Here is a 22,900-nt window from a genome sequence, read left to right as displayed (position 1 = left end):
TGCCGAACGGGCGCCTGAACCATATGACGTCATTAGGATCAGGGTTAGTTCGCCTGGTCCTGCGACTTTCTCAATGATGAGGACCTCGGAAAGGTCTTCATCTCAAGTCCCTTCGTGAGAAGGGGGTAATCATTAATTCTAAGGCTTGGGATGGCTGGTGGGAAGAAATTCTTTGTTCGGAGAGGCCACTGTCCGGACGCCGAACGGCCACTGGCGGTGAACACGGAGCGATGGGTTCTTCTGTGAGGAGTCCGCAAAAACGACCGTTTCTGACCTGCCGACGGCAAGCCTACAAAAATGCCGAAAAACCGCCCTTACTGTAGTCAAAACTGGTTGCCGAAAAGAGCAGTCAAAAGGTTGATAGGAGGGTTTTTGACGTGTTCGGGAACGTGGTCGGCTATGCAAGGGTCAGTACTCGTGGCCAATCGCTCGATTCACAGGTGGACGCGTTGGTAGCGGCAGGAGCAGTCCGCGTCTTCCAGGAGTACGCGTCCGGTGCTACCCAGGCACGGCTATGGTGGAAGGACTGCCTGGACTATCTTCAGCCGGGCAACGTGCTTTTGGTCGCAGACCTGACCAGGCTAGGCCGTAGTACCTCCGACCTTGCTGACATCGTTACAGTGCTGGGTCAGCGGGGGATAGGCTTCCGTTCCCTGGCTGAACCCTGGTTGGACACGAGCAGCGCCCACGGCAAACTCATCTTTGACATGTTCGCTTCCCTGGCAGAATACAAACGATCACGGCTGTCGGAAAGAACCAAGGATGGGCTGGTCGCAGCGAAAGCGCGAGGCCGGCTCGGCGGCCGCCCGCGGTCCATGACGCCAGGAAAACTGGAAACGGCGCGGCAGCTGCGCAGCGAGGGAAAGACTCTGAAGGAAACGGCTGAGCGGCTGAGCGTCAGCGTTTCATCACTGACTTGGGCTCTTAGCAGGAGGGACGTCCCAGAGGTCGCGTCGGAAGCTGCCTAGCACGCCCTTGTTTTTGAGATAGCTTGCTGGACATCGGTTCACAGAGGTGTCATGTAGATCTTGTCGCATCTGGCCTTCTGCAGAGTGTCGCGCTGCAGGTCCAGGTTATACGCCCGGGTGGAACCCGGCGTAGCCGATGCGGTGCGAAGTGATGAATTTTCATCTTCCCAAAAATCGGGTCGGGGTGTTAGTTCGACTATAAAGATTCGAGAATTATTTGTGAGAACCGCGACGGGTGGGCAGCTTTTCGTCATGGAGACCAATTTCCGCGGCCGGACCTCGCGCCACTTCCATGAACCGCCGGCACCGGGATTCTCGATACGCCGTTTTCTCTGAATCCTTCGTTATTGAGAGGAGTCAGGATGAGGATCCCTCAGGCGCGGCATTCCGCTTGAATGTCGCACGGTCAGATTATGCTCTGTTCATGACTATAGATTCAGTAACGGCACTACTTCTCGTATGGTCTGCTTCTCCGCTGGGCGTTGGCGTCCTCACGGGTGTCATCGTTGCTGTAGTACTTTCTCTGCCACGCCTCATCCTCAAGTTTGTTCACGGAATCATCAGCAGCCCCGAAAGGATACTTATGGGCACCCTAAACTTCATCGATCGAAGAACCTCTGCCAAGCACCAGGGCTTGCTCTAAAGAAGGCTCGACTCATGTGGTTCCGAGCCATTCACTGTCCACCCTTGCGGCCGGCCTCTGCAGTCCTAACTAAGGTGATGCCGTGCAGGAACTGGACCCCGGTCGTGGGGAATTCGCCGCCCGGTCGACCTCGAAAGTTTGGCGACCGAGGACCGCTTCAAGGAATGCAGCAGGTATGTCCTACCAGCCCCTGACGACGCCCCATAGGAGAATGTTTCCATGCTTTTCAACGCGCTTTACTTGGACGAAGATGCATTGGCAAACTATATCGCTGCCCTTGAAGGTGGGTTGCGAGAGTCAGGTACATCACGCTCTAAGGGAAGCCACGGATTCGGGGGCTCGCTCGGCTGGGGTGGGACGAAAATCGAAGGCAAGAGCGACGCCGAGACCGAGAACACGCTGAACTTGAAGGATCACAATGCATCCCGTCTACAGCGCCTTATAGACGCTGGCCGCGAGAACCCGGAGAAGGTCGGATGGATCGAAACAACTCAGCCGGACATAGATTTTGCCGAGGCGGGAACTGGGGCGTTCATTGATTGGGAATGTGACATTTATGTACCGGAAGCCATCGCCGCCATGGCAAACCACGAGGGATTAAGCAGCACGCTGAGCACGATGAAGGCCTTGATGCCCTCAGCCAAAGCGCTTGGCCTGAGTATGGATGGCATCCCAGATACAAAGGAGATGGATGCTATGGCGGCATTCCTAGATCAACTCGATATCGCTCCCGTCATCATCGGCGATGACAGTGACACGGACTGGAAGGTCGTCGGTTCGCTTAACAAGCAGTGGATTTCCCCGAGCGCGTCGTTTGACGGTTGCGCACGCATCGTGGGCAAGGTCAAGAAACGTGTGCTCCACGATCGTTGGTATCCGATGGTTTCCCTGGCTGGCATGAACCTCGTAAACAGAGATGAACGTCGTCGGATGGAACGTGAAGGACCGAAGGACGCAAGTCAGGAAAACCAATTCGTTCAAGGTCCTCTGCTAGTGCTCGATTACCTGGCCATTTTCAGCTGATCGGATCTACGGCCCAGCAGCTCTCGTGGACCTGGTCGTATCCTTGACGTGAACATTCGGCATCGTAGCGATGAGGGGAACGCTGTGTTTAAACGCTCGCACGGAGCCCAGCTAACGTCCGAGCAAGTCCAGGAGTTGGACGATAGCTTCTTCGAATCCCGCCCTTTTGAATACTTTCAGGCGCGAATTTCGGCTCTCATTTCATCTGCTTCGGCACGGGCAGCCAGTACCTCTGAAGCACTGGGACTGGATTTTGCGTCAACTCTCGGGCTAGCAGGGGCTAGCGGAGTGCTGTCCTTCGACGCTTCCGATCGAGAATTGCAGGTTGCTACAGATTCTTTTGCCCTTAGGCATCATGTCGCTGAAGCGCTTGTGCGCCTTTATGAAGGTCTACTGACGACGTACGAACCAGGTGGGGTTCCCAAGTCGGTATGGGCGTCAATTGCAGACGGACCTGACAAGACAATCCTCTTGGTCAACAGGGTGTCGGCGCACTTGTCCAGCCAGGAGGGTGCCGAAACCTTTTGGAGTCTTGTACTTCCGCCGAGCGCCGCTGAAGCGGAACCAGGCCCAGATACTGTCACCGCATTGAACGTCATGGGATCATGGCTCCAGCATGCCATGAACTTACTTGTGCGGGATGACGTGAATATCAACGCTGCCCATAACAAAGTCAAGCACGGACTCGCAGTGCGGTCCCGGAATAATCTGCGCCTGACGCTGACGACAACACCGCCGAACGACGACGGTACGGTTCCGCTGAGCGGTCTCACAGGACCAGATGCAATCGACTTGTTTGACACGGTCACCCTTGACTGTCTGGCTCGTCCCCCAAAACAAAGGGGTCACAGGCAGGGTCTAGAGATGTCGACTCTGCGGCTATCCGCCGCGACGCTTCTGGCGGAAGCCTGGATGATTTCCATAACTTACGGAGCAATGTTCCGCGTCGCTGCAGATCGTCACTTTTGCGGCCGGCAGGCCGAGCTATCGCCCTACCCGCGGTTGCCGCTAGGCCCGACCCCCGACCAAGTCTTAGCGAATTCAGTGGTGGGAACGCGCCAAGTTGTCACTACACCACCCGGTGGAGGCGAAACGGAACGAAAGGCGGGCATAGCTTTCCATGAGGCTTTTCTCCCTTTGGACATCAATTTTGACGCGAAGTGGACAGGTACAGTCGTTGAGGGTTGATCGAGTGGCAAAGCGGCTCTAGCCGCTCGCGCCCTTCCCCCTTCAGACATGCCCCAGTGAAGGATCCCTCAACGGGCCGGCTGTGCAGACGACTTTGGATATTCCGTGCAGTCGACTTCGAAAAGTGACAGCCGCCAGAGAGCTTAGATACTCACCGACCCGGTTTCAAAAAAGTGGGACAAGGATGGTGGTTGCCACACGGGGCTTTGTGTCTCGTAACTTGTGATCCGACTCGGGAAGTTGTGTAGGAACGTGAAAGAAGACCAGCCCCAGCGCGAAACTGCCTGGGGCTGATCTTCTTGCGGTTGGAATTAGCTATAAGGACCGAGTCGACTCTAGGCCGTTCAGTGCGCAGTCAACCGCGGCCGCCACCATTCCGGCATCGTCGTAGATATATCATCTCCGCCTTGACCTTCTTCACAGGGCTGTAGATCATCGGCGACCATAGGCTTTCCCCGTCCTTGATTGTCTTGTTGGTCAGATCGATTGCTTGGGTGTAGCCCGTGTCCTGGACGGCACGCAAACCAACGATTCCGCAGTTCATGCTCCAACCTGTCGGGTATTTCGTCCATTTGGCCCAGTTTGTCCCGCACTTCGGAGAGTAACGAAGCTCTACGATGCCCCCGCCTAGCTCCTGAACATGCGAGTCGAGGGTCACCGCCCCCTCAGAGCACCCTGAGGCAACCGGGTCCTCCCCGCTGCAGTAGTCCCCGTAGCAGGTTGGCTTAGTTTCTGGAGATGAGGTGCTGACCTGCACACTAGTAGGGTTCGCGTAGCTTGGTGCAGCGAAGAGGACGGATAGCGCCAGCATTGATGCCATCGCTGCAGCTCTTGCTTCGGAAGCTTGCTGGGGTTCAGGAGTCTTACGGGCGGAAATGAGTGTGTTGACAGTGTCAACACTCTTCCCGTCGCTTTGGGACTTACAGCCCGCGGACTGGCTAGGATTCCGCATGTTTTCGCGGGTTCCCAGCCTTTTCAACGGCTGGAATGTAGTTCGAGTCCCACCTCGGGCACGACGTATCCCCTCGTCAGAGGCGATTTTGCTTTGACGTGTTGACAAAGCTTGCGGTCGCGTCCTCTGACGGGTTGGGTCGCGGGCTATGGCCTGGCCGCCGCGAAGCCTTGTTCAGGTGTGTGGGTGGCGGGTTCAAGTCCCTGGCTGGTGGGCCTTCCGCCTGCTGAAGTGGGTTATATGGTTCCTCGTTCGGGTTCTGTCTGGTTGGGCGTGGTTGTCCGACACTCATTCATGGCTCAGGGGAGTGGGGACGACATGACTTCGGCGATCTCGCTAAAGAACGCCCCTGGGGGCGGTCTTAGGGCGTGCGTGCGAGAGTCGTGCCCCGAGGTTTGTCCTGCCAAATTGGGTGTCGACAGTGTCCACACCTATGTCTGCTTTATAAGTGGGGCCTTATGGTGCCGGGCCGACGAATATCTAGGTAACGCGGGGCACCTAACGTCCGTGCGTCAGCTCTGCCCCGGCATCTTTGTCAGAAGGAACTATCGACGCCGACTAAACATAGAACGCCGCACTTATCGGCAAATTCCACAGGGTATGCGTCAGGTGGCTTCCGCCCTGACGGTGTTGGTGATGCTGCCGATCCCTGTCACTGTCACGGTGATGACGTCACCGTCTTTGAGGAACAGTTGGGGGTCTCTGCGGTATCCGACTCCGGCTGGTGTGCCGGTGAGGATGACGTCCCCGGCCTCCAGGGTGGTGAATTCGGAGATGGTGGCGATGAGTGTGGGGATGCTGAAGATCAGGTGTGAGAGATCCGATTTTTGGACGACTTCCCCGTTCAGGGTGGTGCTGATGCCGGCGTTGCTGATGTCGGTTTCTGCTGGGGTGACGATGAAGGGGCCGAGCGGGGTGGTGTTGTCCCAGATCTTGCCCTGCAGCCATTGGTGGGCCTTGTTCTGGTAGTCGCGCATGGTGACGTCGTTGGAAACGCAATATCCCAGAATGTGATCCAGGGCGTTCTGTTCGGCGATGCGGCGGCCCGGCTTCCCGATAATAACTGCGAGTTCGCCCTCGAAGTCGATCTGGCTGGATTCCGGGGGCAGGATAATGTCGTCGTTCGGTCCGATGAGGGTGGATGTGTACTTGGGGAAGAGCACGGGAAAGGTGGCTGTGCTGGTGTCGTCGGTGTGGGCTTTGTAGTTCTGGCCCACGCAGAGGATTTTCCCGGCCCTGGGTGACGCCGCGCGCAGGGTGACCTCGGATAGGGGAACCCGTGATTCCCCCAGACGGGCGGCACTGGCAAGGAGATCGGCGGATGTTTCCGGTCCGACGTCGGTAAGCCCGGCCAGCGGGATGACGTGGCCGCCGTGAACTTCACCAAGGTAGTGGCGACCCTTGTATCGGTAGTTTGCGTAAGCCATTCGTTCTCTCTTCATGATCTTGGCTGCTGACGGCAGTGCGCTTACGTACTGCGAGGGGCGTCTTTGGTCGCCTTGGCCGACCACGCCGGCCGGGGCGTTAGTGGGCAGGCTGCACCCCAAAGGCGACGGCGAGTTTCATGATCTTCTCGGCGCGGCCCAGGCGGGGCAGGTCGGAGCCGTCACGGATAACGCGGCCGTTGGCCTCGAAGTCGTTCATGAAGTCGGTGGCCCACGCGACGTCGGACGGCGTGGGGCTGATGACCTCGTTGATCACCGGGGTCTGGTCAATGGCCAGGCAAAGCTTGCCGGTCATGCCCATCATCACCGTGATGCCGGTCTGCTCGCGCAGGATGGGGTGGTTGGTGCCGACGGTGGGGCCGTCGATGGGGCCGGGCAGGTTGCCCACGCGGCTGGCGACGACCAGCTTGGCGCGCGGGTAGGCCATCGCTTCCGGGGTGGCGGCCATGCCGGTATCGCGGCGGAAGTCGCCGGAACCGAAGGCCAAACGGAACGCGCCCTGGGCCTTGGCGATGTGGTTGGCTTCCTCGATGCCGATGGCGGATTCCACCAGGGGGATGACGGGGGTGTTGCCGTCCATGCGGTGGAAGCTCTCGGTCACCTGGTCAGCCGATTCGGTCTTGGCGAGCATGACACCGAGCAGGCCCGGGGTGCCGCGCAGGCCCGCGAGGTCGTCAGCCCAGAACGGGCTGGTGGCATCGTTGATCCGGACCCAGGCCTGGCCGCCGGCGGTCAGCCAGTCGATGACGTTGTTCCGGGCCTGGTCCTTCTGCGACGGGTCCACCGCGTCTTCAATATCCAGGATGATCGAGTCAGCCCGGGACACGGCCGACTGGTCAAAGAGTTCCGGCTTCATGGCATTGACCAGCAGCCAGGAACGGGCGATCTCTGCGGGGATATTGCGTTCAAGGACGAAGCCCGGGAGCACATTCCTCAGGACCGGGGTGGAGTAGGAGGTGTCGTCGGTGCTTTGGGGCATGTAGGTGGGCTGGGTCATGGGTCTCCGTGCTAGGTCAGTCATGTGATGGTGCTGTCGATGTCGTCCGGTAGCAGATCCCGTCTTCGGCTTCTTCCGGGTGGGCCCACACCTCGATCCCGTGCGCGGCTTCGTACGTGGTGCGTGGTTGGGTGGCGTCGCCTGCGATCCAGAGCGCTGTGGAGTCTGACATCGCGTCATCCACGATTCCGGTGCGGATGAGTTGGCCGTGCTGGCGGATCTGAACGGTCGCTCCTATGAGCCGTCGCCAGTGGAGGTGCTGTCGGAGCATGATCCGCTCTCCGACGGCGGGTGGGCGCCCGTTGCTGGGGCCGGTCGAGGGGGTCATGATGCAGTCAGGGCCGATGCCACGGCTTCGCCCAGTTCCTTTGTGGTGGCATTGCCGCCCATGTCCGGTGTGAGTGCCTGAAGTCCATCGGCGAGCACGGTTTCCATGGCGGTGGTGATGGCGGCAGCGGCCTCGGGTTCCCTCAGGTGGTCCAGCATCATTGCGGCGCACCAGATCTGGCCGATGGGGTTGGCGATGCCCTTGCCGGCAATGTCCGGCGCGGAGCCGTGGACGGGCTCGAAGAGGCTGGGGAACCGGCGTTCTGGGTTGATGTTGCCGCTGGGGGCGATGCCGATGGTCCCTGTGCACGCCGGGCCCAGGTCGGAAAGGATGTCGCCGAAGAGGTTGCTGGCGACGACGACGTCGAACCAGTCCGGGTGCATGACGAAGTTCGCCGCGAGGATGTCGATGTGGTATTTGTCCACCTTCAGGTCCGTGAAACCCTTCGCCATGGCTTCCACGCGCTCGTCCCAGTAGGGCATGGTGATGGAGATGCCGTTGCTCTTCGTGGCGGAGGTCAGGTGCTTCCTGGGCCGGCTTTGGGCGAGGTCGAAGGCGTACTTGAGGATCCGGTCCACGCCGGTGCGGGTCATGACGGTTTCCTGGACCACGGTTTCGCGGTCGGTGCCTTCGAAGATTTTCCCACCGATGCTGGAGTATTCGCCTTCGGTGTTTTCGCGCACGACGTAGAAGTCCACGTCGCCAGGGGCACGCCCGGTGAGGGGGCTGGGCACCCCGGGAAGGAGCTTGACCGGGCGCAGGCTGACGTACTGGTCGAAATGGCGGCGGAACTGCAGCAGGCTTCCCCACAGCGATACGTGGTCAGGGACGACGTCGGGCCAGCCGACGGCGCCGAAGAAGATGGAGTCGAACTGGTTCAGTTCCTCAAACCACCCGTCGGGCAGCATTTTGCCGTGCCGGGTGTAGTAGTCAGCCGAGGCGTAGTCGAAGTGCTCGTATTTGAGGTTCAGGTCGAAGGCTGAGGCTGCGGCGTCCAGGACGCGCAGGCCTTCGGGCACGACTTCGGTGCCGATTCCGTCGCCGGGAATGACTGCGATGCGGTGGGGTTTCGACATCAGGGAACCTTCTTCGTCTTTGTCGGGTGTTTGGGGTTAGCGGTCGACCGGGTGGGCCGGTTCGCGGTTTTCGAGGACGTCTATGACGGCGTGTGCGGCAGCCAGGCCGGCCCGTGCCCGTGCCTCGATCGTTTGTCCGGCGAGGTGGGAGGTGATGAGCACATTCTCCAGGCCGCGTAGGGGGCTGTCGTCGGGTAGGGGTTCGCTCTCGAGTACGTCCAGCGCGGCGCCGCCGATGGTGCCGACGGAGAGTGCCTCGGCCAGGGCCTCTTCGTCCACGAGGGAGCCGCGGCCGGTGTTGATAAGGACGGCGGTGGGTTTCATTGTTTGCAGCCGGGGCGCGTCGATGAGTTTGCCGGTGCTTTGGCTTCCGCGGGTATGCAGGGAGAGGTAGTCCGCGCCGGCGATGACGGTGTCAAGATCCGTGAACTGGAACGTGGTGTTTGCTGGGTCCGGGTGGGCGGTGCTGACCAGGACGTTCATGCCCAGGGCTGCGCCCAGGTTCGCGGTGGCGCGTCCGCTGGGACCGAAGCCGATGATGCCGAGAGTGGATGCGCGCAGTTCGTGGCCGGCTTCCCGGGGCCAGCCGCCCTGGCGGACAGCGGTGGTAACGTCCGCGAGATGGCGTGCGGACATGATGATCAGTCCGATGGCCAATTCGGCGACCGAGTGGTGGTTTGTTCCGGGGGCGTTGCAGACCCTGATTCCTTGTGCGGCCGCGGCCTGGACGTCGATGGAGTCGTAGCCCACGCCGCTGCGGGCGATGACTTTCAGGGATGCGGCGGCGGAGAGCATGTCCGCTGTGACCGGTTCGCTGGCGAGGATCGCGCCGGATATGCCCCCGAACAACGAGCGGCGTTCCTCCAGTGTCCGTGAGCCTTTGGACGGTGCGTAGACGGGTTCCAGGCCATGGTCGCAGAGGAGGTCGTAGACGGCATCTCCGGCGTGCAGGTAGTCGGTAGTGATGAGTATGCGCCGGGCCATGGTGTGGTGTTCCTCGTCGGTATAGCGGTGGGCTGGTGCTGGGTGAAGTGCACACTGGGCAGGGCCGCCCCCCGGGGAGAGAGGCGGCCCTGACAGGGTTTAGTGGGCGTCGACCGTCTCGGTCTCGACGTGGTCGGCCGTCCTTGCCGGAAGTTCGTTTTTCTTTCGACCCGATGCGTGTATCACGTTGCGGGCCTGTTCCAGGTCGAAGTCTTTCTCCCATTTGCCGACGACGACTGTTGCCAGCACGTTGCCGATGACGTTGATGAAGACGCGGCCTTCGTTCAGGAGGCGGTCAACGCCGACGATGAGCGCGAGGGCCGCGGTGGGGATCGCGCTGACGGCTCCCAGGGAGCCGGCGAGCACGATGAAGGCTCCGCCGGCGACGCCGGCTGTTCCCTTGCTGGAAATCATCATGATGCCGACCATGGCCAGCTGCTGTTCCCAGGAGAGGTGGATCCCGACGGCCTGGGCCAGGAAGACGGATGCCATGGTCAGGTAGATCGCGGATCCGTCGAGGTTGAAGGAGAACGCGGACGGAATGACGATGCCGACGGTCGGCTTGCCGACGCCCATGTTTTCGAGCTTCTTCATGACCTGCGGGAGCACGGCCTCGCTTGAGCATGTTGCCAAGGCGATCAGGAGCTCGTCTTTGAAGTAGCGCATGACGGTGAAGATGTTCAGGCCGCAGGTCCGGGCGATGATGCCGAGGACGACGAGGACGTAAACGATGCAGGTGGCGGTGAAGAGCAGGATGAGGAAGCCGAGCTGCTGAAGGCTGGTAGCCCCGTACTTGGCCACGGTAGCGGCGAGGGCGCCGAAGGTGCCGATGGGTGCCAGGCGCATGAGCCAGCCAACGATCCGGAAAATAACGGTGGATAGGGCGCGGATGCCGCCGGTGAGCAGGACACCGGATTCGCCCGAGAGGTTCAGTGCTGCGCCGAAGACGATGGAGACCAGGAGGGCGGCCGGGATGGCGCTGCTGGTGAGGGCGCCGAAGAATGACGTGGGGATCAGGCTGTTGACGAACTCGATGCCGTCAAAGCTCTTGCCGGCGCCGGGGATCTTGTCGGCGTTCAGCTTGGACACGTCGATGTTCATGCCGTCGCCGGGGTGGAAGATGTTGGCGACGAGCAGGCCGATGAGCATCGAGATGAGGGAGAGGACGATGAAGTAACCAAGGGCCTTGATGCCGATTCGTCCTGCTTTGCGGAGGCTGTCCATGGACGCAACGCCGAGGGTGACGACGCAGAAGACGACCGGGATGATGATCATCTTGACCAGGGCGATGAACCAGTCGCTGAGAGGGGTCAGCTGCGAGCCGACCTGCGGGATGAACATGCCTACGAGGATGCCGAGGACTCCTCCGAGGAGTACCTGGAACCAGAGTTCACGGATCAGACGCCCGAACCGGGACGACTGTTTGGGCGGGTGTGGGGAATGCTGGTGGTCCTGCACAGTGTGGGAAGACATCTTGGGTGCTCCTTTGCACGTCAGACAGAGAAGTTTGGGGTGGTTGCCTGGTCCCGGGCAGTTCTGCTGCCCGGGACCAGACAGGTGTGGGTGGTTTACTCGTGCAGGCCGCGCAGGACCTTGTAGAACTCGGCCTTGCCTTCCAGGCCAATGCCGGGCAGGTCGCCGGGGGCTACGCGGCTGTTGACGACGACTGCGTCGTCGGTGAAGCCGCCGGTGGGCTGGAATTCGCCGGGGTAGGACTCGTTGCCGCCGAGCTTGAGGGCTGCGGCGATGTGCAGGGAGAACTGGTGTCCGCCGTGGGGGATGCAGCGGCGGGAGGACCAGCCGTGCTGGGCAAGCATGTCCTGGATCCGGCGGTATTCGGTGAGGCCGTAGCTCAGGGCCGGGTCGACCTGGATGAAGTCCCGGTCCGGGCGCATGCCGCCGTAGCGGACCAGGTTCCGTGCGTCCTGGAGGGAGAACAGGTTCTCTCCCGTGGCGATGCTGTTCCGGTAGTGCTCGGAAAGGGTGGCGTTCAGGGCGTAGTCCAGCGGGTCGCCGACTTCTTCGTACCAGAACAGTCCGTACTTATCGATGGCTTTTCCATATTCCAGGGCGGTGTCCAGGTCGAACTTGCCGTTGACGTCCACCATCAGGCGGGACGCATCGCCGTCGAGGACCTCGATCACGGCCTCGATGCGGCGAAGGTCCTCTGCCAGGTCGGCGCCGCCGATCTTCATCTTGACAATGTTGTAGCCCTGGTCAAGGAAGCCGCGCATTTCGTTCTGCAGGTCTTCCAAGGTCTTGCCGGGGGCGTAGTAGCCGCCGGCGGCATAAACGAAGACGTCCTTGTCCGGATTGCCGTCACCGTAGTGGTCCGAGATCCAGCGGTACAAGGGGACACCGGCGATCTTTGCGGCGAGGTCGTGCAGGGCCATGTCGGCCACGCCGACGGCGACCGACCGTTCGCCGTGGCCACCGGGCTTTTCGTTGGACATCATGATGTCCCATGCCTTTTCCGGTGACAGTTCGCCGTTCTCATCCATGAGATCCTCGGCAGGAGCATCCATCAGGCGCGGCAGGATGCGGTCCTGCAAGATGCCCGTCGCGTTGTAGCGGCCGTTGGAGTTGAACCCGTAGCCGACCAGCGGGTTGCCGTCAACGAAGACATCGGAGACGAGCGCGATGATTGTGCAGTCCATCTTGGTGAAGTCAATGAACGCGTTCCGGATGGAGGAACTGATGGGGATGGTGCCTACGTGGGCGGAAACGATTTTCATCTTTGAATCTCTCTTGGTCGGATCTTATTTCTTATAAGATGGATGCTCGGAACTTGCCCGAGGGTCTCATCACCTGCAGCAGCTGGTATCAAATATCTTATAAGACGTTGAATCGAGGTTAGCTTGCCCGTGACCGGGAGCACAAGCCCAGCGAGCAGATTTCTTATAAGATGTTTCCTGACGGGGCTATACTAAGGGGAACGGGCGACTCCCGGCAGATTTGGAGCGACAGATGAGTACCAACGTCTTTTCGAGCAAGGGCAGCCTCGCGTACAGCGAATTGCGCCAGATGATCCTCTCCGGCGCCTTAGCCCCTGGCTCGCGCATTTCCCAGTACGAGTTGGCCGAGAACATGCAGATGAGCATCACCCCCCTGCGTGAAGCGATCCGCCGGCTCTCAAGCGAGGGCCTGATCACTATGGACACCCACCGCGACTCCAAGGTGGCCGACATGAGCGCCGCCGAAGCCCGCGAGCTCCTGGAAGTCCGCCTCTCCTTGGAGCCGTCAGCAACCGAACTGGCCGCCTACCGCCGGACCGACGACGATGTTGCCATGATGCGCGCTGCCGCCGAGAAGCTGTTGCCCGTCACTAAAGTGTGGGGCGAGGATGCCATCATCGCCCACCGTGAGTTCCACCGCGCCGTTTACACCGCTTCGCACAACGCCACCCTCATCAAGCTCCTGGACGATCTGTGGGACAAGTCGGACCGCTACCGGCGCATCGGCTTGGAACTGCCTTCCGGTGATGAGCCCCGCACCATCGACCTGAACCAGCACCACCAGATCCTGGAACTCGTCACCGCCGGAGACGGACCCGGCGCAGCAGAACTGGCCCGCACCCACATCGCCAACAGCCTCACCGCATCGGTAACTGGGGCGTTGGAGGAGCGGGAGAACGCATCATCACCCGACCTCGAAAGAACCGCTTAGAGCCCCTGTCTGCTCCTAGATCTGATCTCTTCTGCTTACTAGCGTCAGGAGGCGCGACATTTAGCGCCGCCAAAACGCCGTCACAGAGCGCCGTGAACCACAAGCCATAGGCGCAACAAACCGACTGTCTCCATAAAGGATCCATAGTTGAGACATGCAGTCGGATGTTCGTTGATTTCGGAGCAGGTCCCCCTTGCCCCGCGCGTCGGTCACGATCCGAAGTTTGTCGGCTATCACGACCGGGTCGGAGAGTGGCTGGCCGAACCGGGTTCCGCCCTGCCGCGCCGCGGCAATGCCCGCGTTCACGCGTTCACGCGTTCGACGATCAGCTCCCGCTCGTACTCGGCCAAAGTCGCAAGCATGTTCAGCATCAGCTCGCCCGACGCTGTTGTGGGGTCAATACCGTCCGAAGTGGATCTCAGGTACACACCGCGTTCCCGCAGCAGGTTCACCGTGTTCTGCCTTGGTTCCGGACGTGACGTCAGCGAAAACATCACGCTTCTGCACTCCGGCATCGACAAGCGCGTCGAGCTGCAGCTTCGCGTCCTGACCCGACTTACTCACACGCGTATACCCAAGTTGTCTCAATCGGCCCATTTTGCCTCAGAAGCCCCCAGTCAGCACCCATCTGAGACGATTCGCGGTGATACATCTTTTCAAGACACGCGGCGGACCGGCAGGCCGCCGGTTCCTTCGATCCTCATCGACACCACGTCCTTGTCTCGAAAAACTGTTGCTTTTCAAGACGCCATGGCTCAGTTGGTCCTGCCAGTTCCTCTTGCTGGGGCGGACTGAAATGTTTTAGCTCGGGCGCGAGCAATACGAAGATGTCGAACGGGCCTCGCCCCCTCGCTCGCATCCATGCGCTCGACGTCCCGTGGACGAATGTATCGATCGAGGACCCGGCGTCACAAGACTGGTCCGAGCTCGCCGCGCGGGCGACGGCAACCGGACAGCCGTGGGCCGGTGAGCTTGCCTCTCAAGTCGAGACGTTCCTCGCGATTGCCCACTTCGTCGAAGCCTGCGAACGGCGTGGCCCCGTCGTGCTGACCCGCAGGGACATCCAACCGTGGAATCTGCTCGCTCGAGAGGGGCGGCCGGTGGTGCTCGACTGGGAGCTCTCGGGGATGCTCGATTTGTCCAGTGAACTCGGCTCGACCGCGCTGAGCCTGGCAAAGGGACCCGGCTTGGAGGACATCGAGCCCGCCATTTTCCGCTCCGTTCTCGACGGCTATGTCGCGGGAGGCGGAGTGCTGCCGCCGCCAGGTCCAGGCTGGTTTGTCTTTATGATCGGCGGCTGGTTGGGGCACACGAGGTGGAACATCCTCCGGTGCCTCGCCGGTGTCGAGTCGAGCACCGGCCCTGACCTCGCGCTCTCGCACGAGTCCGTACGCAACGGTGTGCGCGGCCTCCCCGACCTGTTCGGGCGACTTGGAGAGCTCGTGGCGCTGCTCTTGTGACAGTGACCTGCATCCGTGCTTGGTACGGGGCGTAAGGCGCTTCCGATCCCGTCAGGGTCCATAGTCGACGGCCTGCCGCGCGCGGACACGCGGCACCCACATCGAACCGGTCAGCGATACGGGAGGCGGTCTAGGAGTGCCCGAACTGCTGGTAGTCCGCATGTGTTGCGCTGTCGCCATGGTGATGCAGCCTTTGGCCGCCTCCGCACCCGTGAATTCGTGGTCGTGCCGAGGACGAACCAGACGGCTTTTAGTACAGTTGTACACATGGCCCACGACTACTTCTCCGGCGATCCGAGAACGAATTACGAACGTATGGCTGCCGGTGATCTGTACATGTCTGATGACCCTGAGATTTCCAAACGACAGCAGCGGGCCATCAGCTTGGCGGGGAAGTTCCAAGCGGCTTTTCTCGAGGATGCAGAAGGGGCCCAAGCGGTTATGAGGGAGCTTTTGGGTCACGTGGGCGGGGACGTCCATGTTCGCGCGCCTATCTATGTCGACTATGGAGCCAATATCTCGATAGGTGACGGCACGTTCATTAACTACAACCTGACGGCGCTGGATGTAGCTTCCATCAGCATCGGGAAGGATTGTCAGATTGGCCCTAACGTCCAACTGCTGACTCCTACACACCCTGTGGCTGCGGGACCTCGGCGGGACAAACTTGAGGCGGCCAAACCGATCGTCATTGGTGACAATGTGTGGTTGGGCGCCGGAGTTATCGTCCTCCCAGGGGTCACCATCGGAGAAGATAGTGTTGTAGGTGCCGGTTCGGTGGTCACCCATGACATTCCTGCAGGAGTTGTTGCTCTTGGTGTGCCGGCAAAACCCGTCCGATCTGTGGAGGAATGGGTCAATGACTCGAAGGTTTGATCCGGAACGCCGGAATCGCATCCTCGAAGCTACTTTGGAATTGATAGCTGCCGAAGGGGTCGCCGGTACATCGCACCGGAAGATTGCTGCCTTGGCGAACGTGCCGTTGGGTTCCATGACCTACCATTTCGCCGGAATAGACGAGCTTCTCCATGAAGCGCTGACCCTGTTCGCCACCAGGATCAGTGACAGGTTCGAGCGGAGAATGAACGAGGCCTCGTCCGCAGATGATGTCAAGAAGGCCGTGGTAGAGATGATCGTGCAGGACACCTATGGAGACCGCGACGCATTGGTGTTGACGCTTGAGCTATACACTCTTGCAGCGCGCAAGCAGGAGTTCCGGCATCTAACGCATGACTGGATGATGCGCAGCAGGACGGCCTTTGAACGGCACTTCGATTCAACGGTGGCCCGGCAGCTCGATGCCCTCGTCGAGGGGCTATCGATACATCGAGCCTTCGAGCCCCAAGACTACGACCGCACGATGGTCGCCGACGCAGTCGACAAGCTGCTGGACGGCGTCGAACCGGAGAATTTCGCCGTGGAACCTCAGGGACTCGGCTTGTTTTTCTCCGACGGCGCGAATCCTCGCTAAGCCAGATGCTGGATGGCCTTGGCCGTGGGCTCCCTTTGGTTTCCGGTTGAGACGAACGGGTTTGCTTAGCCGGAGCGCAGTCTGTCTGCCCGTTGCCGATGTGAGAGTAATTGAAGGTAACTACTCGGCGGGCGTGAGGTCTGGGCGGCCGCCTTACGCCCATGGAGTGGGCGTTCCGGGACCAAAGGTTCCGAGCTGAGTACATATACCCAGAAGGCCTTCCGGCCAATCTTCCGGTGATGTGTATTTTCGGAATGCCAGGCCGACCATCAGTGATTCCAGAAGTTGAGCCGCCTCCGGGCCAAAATGGGGTTCAAGGATTCGGGAGCTACCTTCAATCCACTCGCTGGCCAATGCTAAGAAGTCGGAGTCACGCAGAACCATAGCCTGGAACTCGCTTGAAAGGGCCAGTCCGGCCTCCGGCCGGGAGGCGTCTTCGTTGATCATTGCCATTATTTGGCGGGTCGCCTCGGCTCGACTGCGGCAGTTGGCGAGATGGCGCTCCAGGCGTTCGAGCTTGACCGCGACAAACTTCCTGAACACGGCCTTGAGCAAATCCTGCATTCCAGAGAAGTGATAGGTCAAGGACCCCAACGGGACATCGGCCTCAACAGCGATGCCTCGCAGGGTAGTTCCTACCACGCCGTTTGCTGTGAGGACAACGAGGGCAGCGTCTACTATTCGGTCTTTTCGTCTCGGGTCAAACCTCCGTTTTCTTGGGCCGGAGTGGCGAATAAGGGGCGTGGGCGGTTCCAGATGTTCTTCATCGCTCATTGAAGGGCCCTTCTAGTCCATAACTCCTGCAGCTTCTATACGGAACTAAATTCTCGCCAAGTCCACGATACGTACGTACGTACACTAGACAACTAATAAGTACGATCGTACACTAGATCCACATTGGATGTGATGGTGATCACCAAATGATGGTTATGTTGGACTCTTTGAGTGTCCGAGCACAAGGGTAGGCTTGAGTAATTGAATATTCCCTGTACTCTTGCTTATAGGTGATGGGGCTCGCGGCAGCATGAGCAGCACGAAGGCATCGAGCAGATACCGCTTATACGCGCATCAACCGGCTAGAAAATCGAGAGGTTCAAAAGATAATGACTGTTCAGACTCCTTTGCAGGCGCATGCTCCCACGAAGTCGAGCTATGACGTTGTCATCGTCGGCAGTGGCATGGGTGGAGGCACCCTCGCCTATGCATTGAAGGACAGCGGGGCCAGCATTTTGCTTATCGAACGCGGAGGATTCGTACCGCAGGAGCCGCAGAACTGGAATCCGGACGCCGTCTTTGAGCAGGGCCGGTACAAGAACGCTGAGAAGTGGTACTCCTCGTCTGGGGAGGCCTTCAGTCCCGGGACGTACTACTACGTGGGAGGCAATACCAAGTTCTACGGTTCGTCGTTGGTCCGTTTCCGCCGTGAAGACTTTGCCGCCTCCGAGCACGAGGAAGGCATATCCCCTCAGTGGCCTTTCGGCTACAACGACCTTTCCCCTTACTATTCACGGGCGGAGCATGTCTACAGAGTCCACGGTGATCACACTGACGATCCCACTTTGCCTAGGGATGAACCGTTCCCGTACCCCGCGATTGGGCACGAACCCGAAATTCAAAAAGTTGCGGATGGCTTGCGCCGGCAGGGACTGACTCCGTCCAATATTCCCCTGGGCATCGACTTGAGGCAGGGCGGCACCTGCATTCGTTGCCGCACCTGCGACGGATTCCCTTGCCGGGTCCTTGCAAAAATGGACGCCGACATCGCTTGCGTCCGGCCAGCTCTTGAAAGCGGCACGGTCGAGATTCTCACCGGGGCCTACGCCGAGAAGGTCTTGACGGAGAGTTCGGGGCAGACGGCTACCGGCGTGCAGGTCACTGTCGGCGGGAAGAGCATCGTCATCGAAGCCGGCAAGGTCGTGGTTTCGTGTGGTGCGGTGAACTCAGCGGCCCTGCTGCTGAGGTCGGCGAATGATAAACACCCCAACGGGCTTGCCAATTCTTCGGGAATGGTCGGGCGAAACTACATGGTGCACAACAACAGCATCATGGTGGCATTCCACCCGCAGCGTAACAAAGTTGAGTTCCAAAAAACGCTCTACTTCAATGACTACCTGCTTAAGGGCACCCAAGACTTTCCCTATCCTCTCGGCCACGTTCAGCTCATCGGCAAACTCCAAGGTGCCATGCTGGTTGGGCAAAAACCCCTCATCCCCAAATGGGCGTTGGACATCGCCGCCGGGCACAGCCTCGACTGGTGGCTGTTCACTGAAGACCTGCCGGACCCTGAGAACCGTGTAACCCTCCGAGACGACAAGGGAATCCAGATCAACTGGACACCGAACAACGTCCGTGCCCATCAGCTTCTCGTAAAGGAGGTTAAACGGATTCTGCACAAGATGGGCTACCCGATGATCTTCAGCGAGACCACGGGGATCGCCGTGAACTCCCATCAGGCAGGAACCATCAAGGCTGGGGAAGACCCCCGGACCTCGGTGCTCGATTCGACCTGCCGCACCCACGATGTCGACAACCTCTTCGTCGTTGACTCGTCCTTCTTCCCATCGCTACCCGTGATGAACCCGGCCCTGACGATCGCAGCAAACGCCTTCCGCGTTGCTGAGCACATCGTGCCTGGGGCAAGCCAGCACTGGGCCGCGGTACGTCAGAACCAATTTCTACCGATAACACCCGTACTTACAGGAAGCAACCACAATGACTGAGAAGCAGCTGACCGGCGGACAGATGATTGTCGACTGCCTTATCCGCGAAGGCGTTGATCGAGTCTTCGCGGTGCCCGGCCACGGCAACACCGCCCTTCTGGACGCCTTCGTCGACCGTTCAGACGAAATCCAGGTGATACCTGCAATGCACGAGCAGGGTGCTGCGCACATGGCCGACGGTTACTACAGGGCCTCGGGCAAAATTGCAGCCGTGTGCACCTCTATCGGCCCCGGCGCCACGAATACGCTGACCGGCCTGGTAACGGCCTTCGCCGACTCCCAGCCGTTCATCCTCATCACCGGCGCCGTCCACACCTACATGGAAAACCGCGGCGTGCTCCAGGAAATCGACCGACCCCATGGCAACAACTTCCCTCGCATGGCCGAACCTGTCGTCAAGCGCTGGTGGCAGCCAAGCCGCCTCGAGCAGATCCCCACGGTCATGGCTCAGGCGTTCAACACCATGAATGAGGGCCGAAAGGGACCTGTTCTGGTTGATGTCCCCCAGGACCTGCAGGCCGAGTTCGGCACATACGTGCACGTTCCTGGTCACCGGCGTCCCCGCACTCGGCCTACAGGTGATGCCAGGACCATTGCTGAAGCAGCGGCCCTGTTGGCGTCGGCCAAGCGCCCCGTCATTCTTGCCGGCGGTGGCGTCATTGCAGCCGAAGCGAGTGAGGAACTGCGCTCGGTCGCCGAACGGCTGGGCGCGCCTGTGACGCACTCCTTCATGGGTAAGGGCGCGTTGCCCGCCGACCACGATCTCTACGCGTGGCCCTGCGGGGACATGGGGTCTATCCCGGGCAACCGAATGACCACCCAGGCCGACGTCGTCCTCGCCGTCGGATGCCGCTTTAGCGACCGCATCACCTCTTCCTACAAAGAGGGGATCACCTTCAACATCCCTGCCAAGACCAAGCTCGTCCAGATCGACATCGATGGCTTTGAGATTGGACGCAACTACCCTGTCGAGGTCGGCATCGTCGGTGACGCAAAGAGCTCTCTGGCCCTGCTGCGTGAGCAACTGGGCGACGGCCGTGATTACCACGGCACGGAGTACTTTGAAGAACTCCAGGACTACAAGCAGCGCTGGGAAAATCACCTCGCACCCATGCGGGAGACTGACTACCTCCCTATGACCAACTCCCGTGCCATGGTTGAGATCCGTAAAGCACTCCCGCGCGAGGGCATCCTGGTCACGGACTCAAGCAACCCCGCCAACCAAGCCTTCAATGAATTTCCGATCTACGGGCCGAAGACCAACATCGTTGCCGGCGGTATGTCTGGTATTGGTTTCGGTCTCCCGGCGGCCATCGGCGCCCAGATCGCCGCCCCGGGGACCCCCGTCCTCGCCATGGTGGGTGACGGCAGTTTCCTGCAGACCGGAACCGAGCTTTCAACCGCTGTGATGCTGGGAACCCCTCTCGTCGTCGTTGTTTTGAACAACGGCGGCTGGGAGGCAATCAAGGACCTCCAGATCAGCCTGTTCGGTGCCGACCGGAGGCTCATCACGAACTGGTGCACTCCCGATGGGAAGCCCTACTTTGCCAACATCGCCGAATTTGCCCGTTCCCTCGGATGCACTGCCGAACGGGTCGAAGATCCCGCCCGCTTAGCGGAAGCGATAGAACGTGGTTTCGCCACCGAGGGCCCCGTCGTCATCGAAGCCATGAGCGCCCACGAGCTGCCCTGGAGTGAGATGCACCCGACCGGTTGGTGGGACATCGCTGTTCCTGCCTACCACGGTGAGACCCGCGACGAGTACGTCGCCCAGCGCGGATTCTAGCGGGGTAAATGCCATGGGAAATATCAGCCTTGGTCTCAATCTCGAGTTTGCACGCTACGAAAATGGGTCATTCGACTGGGCCATGGATCGAGCGGCGGAAATCGGCTACCGATACGTGGAGCCCATGGTCCACTGGGGCCGTGAACTCCTGAGCGAGGCCGGCTACTTCCACAGCAGGTCTATGCTGGATGACCCGCTGAAGCTCAAGCATGCAGCGGAAAGCCGCAGCCTGCGGATCTCGTCGATCTCCAGCCATGCGCCGCTGGCCAAACCAGATATCGCGGTGGACTACCTCAAACAGGCCATCCGCTACGCAGCTGAGTGTGGCTCGCCAATGATCATGGTCGACGACGGTCCCGTATCCGGATGGACCACCGAGGAGGAGAACTTCACCTTGATGAAGTACACCCTCCAAGAAGCCGTCATGGTCGCAGAACCTCGCGGCATCGCCATCGCCATCGAGACCCACGGCCCCTTCACGGCAACACCTCAAGGGCTGGACCGGCTAATGAAGCTTGTCGATAGCCCTGTCCTGACTATCAACCTGGACACCGGAAACAGCTACCTGAGTGAGAACGATCCTCACGCTTGGCTGGACGACATCATCTCCAACGTCACCCATCTGCACGCCAAAGATATCTCCGTCGAGGACGCCCGAAGATACCGCGGAAAAGTCCGCGGGATGCTTGGCTGCGCCTGCGGCGAAGGTGTCATTGACTGGGAACGCATCATTCGCACCCTGACATCCGCTGACCACGACACCGTTCTCTCCGTTGAGTGCGGGTCACTGGATGCCGCAACCAAGAGCTTCCACTACCTGAACGACGTCGTCAGGCGTGTAAGCCAACAATCTCCCCAACCCATCAGCTAATCAGAGGAATAGTAATGAACAACAACTCATCGCTGGTCTCTAATGTGTCCCGGCGTGGCTTTCTCTCCCTTGCCGGGGCAGCCGCGCTGACAGCCTCGCTCTCCGCATGCGCCGCAGGCGGCGGAAGCTCCGCAAGTTCCGGAACATTGAAGTTCTGGGACATGCCCTGGGGTACCTCCGTGTACGCCACGGAGGCCGAAAAGCTCGCGAAGTCCTTCACCGGGGCCGGCAACGTCAAGGACGTCTCCTACCAGCAGGTTCTGTGGAATGGCTTCAACGAGACCTACTCATCAGCCATCGCGTCAAAGACCGGCCCGGCCGTATCCACCGGTGGCGGCTTCCAGGCTTTTCAGTTCGCAGCACAGGGCGCCGTAGAGTATGCCGACAAGCTCATCGAATCCTTCAAGTCCAATGGCCTTTACGATGACTTCCTGCCCAACGTGCTTGATGCGATGAAGACGCCGCAAGGTTCAGTCGCCGTTCCTTGGGCCGTTGACATCCAGACCCTCTGGTACCGGAAATCCGTACTTGAGGCCGCCGACGTCGCCGCTCCGACGACGTGGACCGAATTCATTGAGGCCGGAAAGAAGATCGCGGCCAAGGGCTACTACGCCTGGGGCATCAGCGGCGGCAGTGGAAACTTCGGGCCCATGGCCATTCTGAGCCTGATGATCAACAACGGCGGCGGCCTGTTCAACGATGGCGGCGATCTCGACATCGTGACGGACCGTAACACCGAGACCTCAGAATTCGTCATTGAGGCGGTCAAGGCAGGCTTGACCGACCCCGGGGCCGTCAGTCTGAAAGACGACGACCTCGTCACGCAATGGACCAACAAGAAGATCGGTATGGGCTTCTACTACGTAGGCCTGGACGAAGCCATAGGTGACAACGACGTCGTCGTTATGGATCCGCTTAAGGGACCTCACGGAGACACGGGCACCATCCAGTACGTCAACAACATCATGATGTACAAGAACACCCCGTCCCAGGAAGCTTCGGAGGCATTCGTCACCCATTACCTGCAGAACATGAAGGTGCTGTGGGAAAAGAAGTTGGTCTCACAACTGCCGGCACTGAAGTCGATTGCTGGAGCCTCCAGCTTCACCGGAAGCCAGTCCAACGTTGCGATCGTCAACAAATGGCAGCCGATCGCGAAGACGCTTGCCACTAAGGGAACCCAGTCATCTGCCAAGCTCGCAGCTATCGACGGCGGACAGGCAATGGCCGATTTCTGTCAGACCCTGCTCGGAGGCAAGACCGATGCCAAGTCGGCCCTCACGAAGCTCGAAAGCGATATCAAGGCTGTTGTCTCGTCATGA

At 60.1% G+C, this 22,900-nt stretch carries 19 protein-coding genes and 1 pseudogene; 10 read left to right on the top strand and 10 right to left on the bottom strand.

What is annotated here, in order from left to right; genetic code table 11:
* Positions 1 to 377 precede the first annotated feature (377 nt).
* Together QF050_RS15530 and QF050_RS15525 are read left to right on the top strand one after the other, a co-directional pair.
* Positions 378 to 968: a recombinase family protein gene (locus QF050_RS15530; RefSeq protein ID WP_308931230.1), complete on the top strand. Its 591-nt coding sequence runs from the start codon at positions 378 to 380 to the stop codon at positions 966 to 968.
* A gap of 862 nt (positions 969 to 1,830) precedes the next feature.
* On the top strand, positions 1,831 to 2,634 hold the full coding sequence (locus QF050_RS15525) for a hypothetical protein (protein WP_308931229.1): 804 nt from the start codon (positions 1,831 to 1,833) through the stop codon (positions 2,632 to 2,634).
* A 1,543-nt stretch (positions 2,635 to 4,177) separates the two neighbouring features.
* Here the strand turns inward: QF050_RS15525 and QF050_RS20375 are convergent.
* The 8 genes from QF050_RS20375 to QF050_RS15490 all read right to left on the bottom strand — a co-directional run bounded on the left by QF050_RS20375 (position 4,178) and on the right by QF050_RS15490 (position 12,339).
* On the bottom strand, positions 4,178 to 4,633 hold the full coding sequence (locus tag QF050_RS20375; RefSeq protein ID WP_374121577.1) for a DUF2690 domain-containing protein: 456 nt from the start codon (positions 4,631 to 4,633) through the stop codon (positions 4,178 to 4,180).
* Between the two features lie 746 nt (positions 4,634 to 5,379).
* Entirely contained in the window at positions 5,380 to 6,201 is an 822-nt protein-coding gene (locus tag QF050_RS15520) for a fumarylacetoacetate hydrolase family protein (protein ID WP_308931228.1), read from the bottom strand.
* A 97-nt stretch (positions 6,202 to 6,298) separates the two neighbouring features.
* Positions 6,299 to 7,216, bottom strand: coding sequence for a CoA ester lyase (locus QF050_RS15515; protein ID WP_308931227.1), 918 nt, complete (start codon positions 7,214 to 7,216; stop codon positions 6,299 to 6,301).
* A gap of 16 nt (positions 7,217 to 7,232) precedes the next feature.
* Positions 7,233 to 7,487, bottom strand: a complete 255-nt coding sequence (locus QF050_RS15510) for a hypothetical protein (protein ID WP_308931226.1) — start codon at positions 7,485 to 7,487, stop codon at positions 7,233 to 7,235.
* A 53-nt stretch (positions 7,488 to 7,540) separates the two neighbouring features.
* A complete protein-coding gene (locus QF050_RS15505; protein WP_308931225.1) occupies positions 7,541 to 8,620 on the bottom strand; it encodes a tartrate dehydrogenase in 1,080 nt (359 codons plus the stop codon).
* 36 nt (positions 8,621 to 8,656) lie between these two features.
* A complete protein-coding gene (locus QF050_RS15500) occupies positions 8,657 to 9,604 on the bottom strand; it encodes a phosphoglycerate dehydrogenase (RefSeq protein ID WP_308931224.1) in 948 nt (315 codons plus the stop codon).
* Positions 9,605 to 9,703: 99 nt separating this feature from the next.
* Positions 9,704 to 11,077, bottom strand: a complete 1,374-nt coding sequence (locus QF050_RS15495) for a cation:dicarboxylate symporter family transporter (RefSeq protein ID WP_308931223.1) — start codon at positions 11,075 to 11,077, stop codon at positions 9,704 to 9,706.
* A 95-nt stretch (positions 11,078 to 11,172) separates the two neighbouring features.
* The gene (locus QF050_RS15490; RefSeq protein WP_308931222.1) at positions 11,173 to 12,339 is read right to left on the bottom strand and encodes a mandelate racemase/muconate lactonizing enzyme family protein; all 1,167 of its coding nucleotides are present in this window, start codon (positions 12,337 to 12,339) and stop codon (positions 11,173 to 11,175) included.
* Between the two features lie 232 nt (positions 12,340 to 12,571).
* Between QF050_RS15490 and QF050_RS15485 the strand changes: the two genes are divergently transcribed.
* Positions 12,572 to 13,270, top strand: a complete 699-nt coding sequence (locus QF050_RS15485; protein WP_110543373.1) for a GntR family transcriptional regulator — start codon at positions 12,572 to 12,574, stop codon at positions 13,268 to 13,270.
* A gap of 60 nt (positions 13,271 to 13,330) precedes the next feature.
* On the opposite strand, the pseudogene QF050_RS15480 reads toward QF050_RS15485, so the two are convergent.
* A pseudogene (locus QF050_RS15480) lies at positions 13,331 to 13,858 on the bottom strand (recombinase family protein).
* 239 nt (positions 13,859 to 14,097) lie between these two features.
* Between QF050_RS15480 and QF050_RS15475 the strand changes: the two are divergent.
* The 3 genes from QF050_RS15475 (at position 14,098) to QF050_RS15465 (ending at position 16,201) form a co-directional block, all read left to right on the top strand.
* A complete protein-coding gene (locus QF050_RS15475; protein ID WP_308931221.1) occupies positions 14,098 to 14,730 on the top strand; it encodes a phosphotransferase in 633 nt (210 codons plus the stop codon).
* A gap of 267 nt (positions 14,731 to 14,997) precedes the next feature.
* Positions 14,998 to 15,606, top strand: coding sequence for a sugar O-acetyltransferase (locus tag QF050_RS15470; protein ID WP_308931220.1), 609 nt, complete (start codon positions 14,998 to 15,000; stop codon positions 15,604 to 15,606).
* A complete protein-coding gene (locus QF050_RS15465; RefSeq protein ID WP_308931219.1) occupies positions 15,590 to 16,201 on the top strand; it encodes a TetR family transcriptional regulator in 612 nt (203 codons plus the stop codon). Before QF050_RS15470 ends, QF050_RS15465 begins: the two co-directional genes overlap by 17 nt.
* 153 nt (positions 16,202 to 16,354) lie before the next feature.
* Here the strand turns inward: QF050_RS15465 and QF050_RS15460 are convergent, their stop codons facing one another.
* Positions 16,355 to 16,975 carry a TetR family transcriptional regulator gene (locus tag QF050_RS15460; RefSeq protein WP_308931218.1) on the bottom strand — a complete coding sequence of 207 codons (621 nt, stop codon included), beginning with the start codon at positions 16,973 to 16,975 and terminating at the stop codon, positions 16,355 to 16,357.
* A gap of 329 nt (positions 16,976 to 17,304) precedes the next feature.
* Between QF050_RS15460 and QF050_RS15455 the strand changes: the two genes are divergently transcribed.
* From QF050_RS15455 to QF050_RS15440, 4 genes are read left to right on the top strand one after another with little or no spacing between them, the layout of a single operon-like run.
* Complete coding sequence (locus QF050_RS15455; RefSeq protein WP_308931217.1) at positions 17,305 to 18,921, top strand: GMC family oxidoreductase; 1,617 nt, start codon at positions 17,305 to 17,307, stop codon at positions 18,919 to 18,921.
* Positions 18,914 to 20,707 carry a thiamine pyrophosphate-binding protein gene (locus QF050_RS15450; protein WP_308931216.1) on the top strand — a complete coding sequence of 598 codons (1,794 nt, stop codon included), beginning with the start codon at positions 18,914 to 18,916 and terminating at the stop codon, positions 20,705 to 20,707. The genes QF050_RS15455 and QF050_RS15450 overlap by 8 nt, the downstream gene beginning before the upstream one ends.
* A 13-nt stretch (positions 20,708 to 20,720) precedes the next feature.
* On the top strand, positions 20,721 to 21,578 hold the full coding sequence (locus QF050_RS15445; protein ID WP_308931215.1) for a sugar phosphate isomerase/epimerase family protein: 858 nt from the start codon (positions 20,721 to 20,723) through the stop codon (positions 21,576 to 21,578).
* A gap of 14 nt (positions 21,579 to 21,592) precedes the next feature.
* Complete coding sequence (locus tag QF050_RS15440) at positions 21,593 to 22,900, top strand: extracellular solute-binding protein (RefSeq protein ID WP_308931214.1); 1,308 nt, start codon at positions 21,593 to 21,595, stop codon at positions 22,898 to 22,900.

It is taken from the genome of Arthrobacter sp. SLBN-112, from assembly GCF_030944625.1.
Taxonomy (GTDB): domain Bacteria; phylum Actinomycetota; class Actinomycetes; order Actinomycetales; family Micrococcaceae; genus Arthrobacter.
Note: the sequence above shows the minus strand (reverse complement) of the source record. Positions and strands in the feature narration are given on the sequence as shown.

Excerpts from the sequence above, each read along its gene's own strand:
- QF050_RS15525 (WP_308931229.1), top strand. The coding sequence starts at position 1,831 with ATGCTTTTCAACGCGCTTTACTTGGACGAAGATGCATTGGCAAACTAT.
- QF050_RS20375 (WP_374121577.1), bottom strand. The coding sequence starts at position 4,633 with ATGCTGGCGCTATCCGTCCTCTTCGCTGCACCAAGCTACGCGAACCCT.
- QF050_RS15520 (WP_308931228.1), bottom strand. The coding sequence starts at position 6,201 with ATGGCTTACGCAAACTACCGATACAAGGGTCGCCACTACCTTGGTGAA.
- QF050_RS15515 (WP_308931227.1), bottom strand. The coding sequence starts at position 7,216 with ATGACCCAGCCCACCTACATGCCCCAAAGCACCGACGACACCTCCTAC.
- QF050_RS15510 (WP_308931226.1), bottom strand. The coding sequence starts at position 7,487 with ATGCTCCGACAGCACCTCCACTGGCGACGGCTCATAGGAGCGACCGTT.
- QF050_RS15505 (WP_308931225.1), bottom strand. The coding sequence starts at position 8,620 with ATGTCGAAACCCCACCGCATCGCAGTCATTCCCGGCGACGGAATCGGC.
- QF050_RS15500 (WP_308931224.1), bottom strand. The coding sequence starts at position 9,604 with ATGGCCCGGCGCATACTCATCACTACCGACTACCTGCACGCCGGAGAT.
- QF050_RS15495 (WP_308931223.1), bottom strand. The coding sequence starts at position 11,077 with ATGTCTTCCCACACTGTGCAGGACCACCAGCATTCCCCACACCCGCCC.
- QF050_RS15490 (WP_308931222.1), bottom strand. The coding sequence starts at position 12,339 with ATGAAAATCGTTTCCGCCCACGTAGGCACCATCCCCATCAGTTCCTCC.
- QF050_RS15485 (WP_110543373.1), top strand. The coding sequence starts at position 12,572 with ATGAGTACCAACGTCTTTTCGAGCAAGGGCAGCCTCGCGTACAGCGAA.
- QF050_RS15475 (WP_308931221.1), top strand. The coding sequence starts at position 14,098 with ATGTCGAACGGGCCTCGCCCCCTCGCTCGCATCCATGCGCTCGACGTC.
- QF050_RS15470 (WP_308931220.1), top strand. The coding sequence starts at position 14,998 with ATGGCCCACGACTACTTCTCCGGCGATCCGAGAACGAATTACGAACGT.
- QF050_RS15465 (WP_308931219.1), top strand. The coding sequence starts at position 15,590 with ATGACTCGAAGGTTTGATCCGGAACGCCGGAATCGCATCCTCGAAGCT.
- QF050_RS15460 (WP_308931218.1), bottom strand. The coding sequence starts at position 16,975 with ATGAGCGATGAAGAACATCTGGAACCGCCCACGCCCCTTATTCGCCAC.
- QF050_RS15455 (WP_308931217.1), top strand. The coding sequence starts at position 17,305 with ATGACTGTTCAGACTCCTTTGCAGGCGCATGCTCCCACGAAGTCGAGC.
- QF050_RS15450 (WP_308931216.1), top strand. The coding sequence starts at position 18,914 with ATGACTGAGAAGCAGCTGACCGGCGGACAGATGATTGTCGACTGCCTT.
- QF050_RS15445 (WP_308931215.1), top strand. The coding sequence starts at position 20,721 with ATGGGAAATATCAGCCTTGGTCTCAATCTCGAGTTTGCACGCTACGAA.
- QF050_RS15440 (WP_308931214.1), top strand. The coding sequence starts at position 21,593 with ATGAACAACAACTCATCGCTGGTCTCTAATGTGTCCCGGCGTGGCTTT.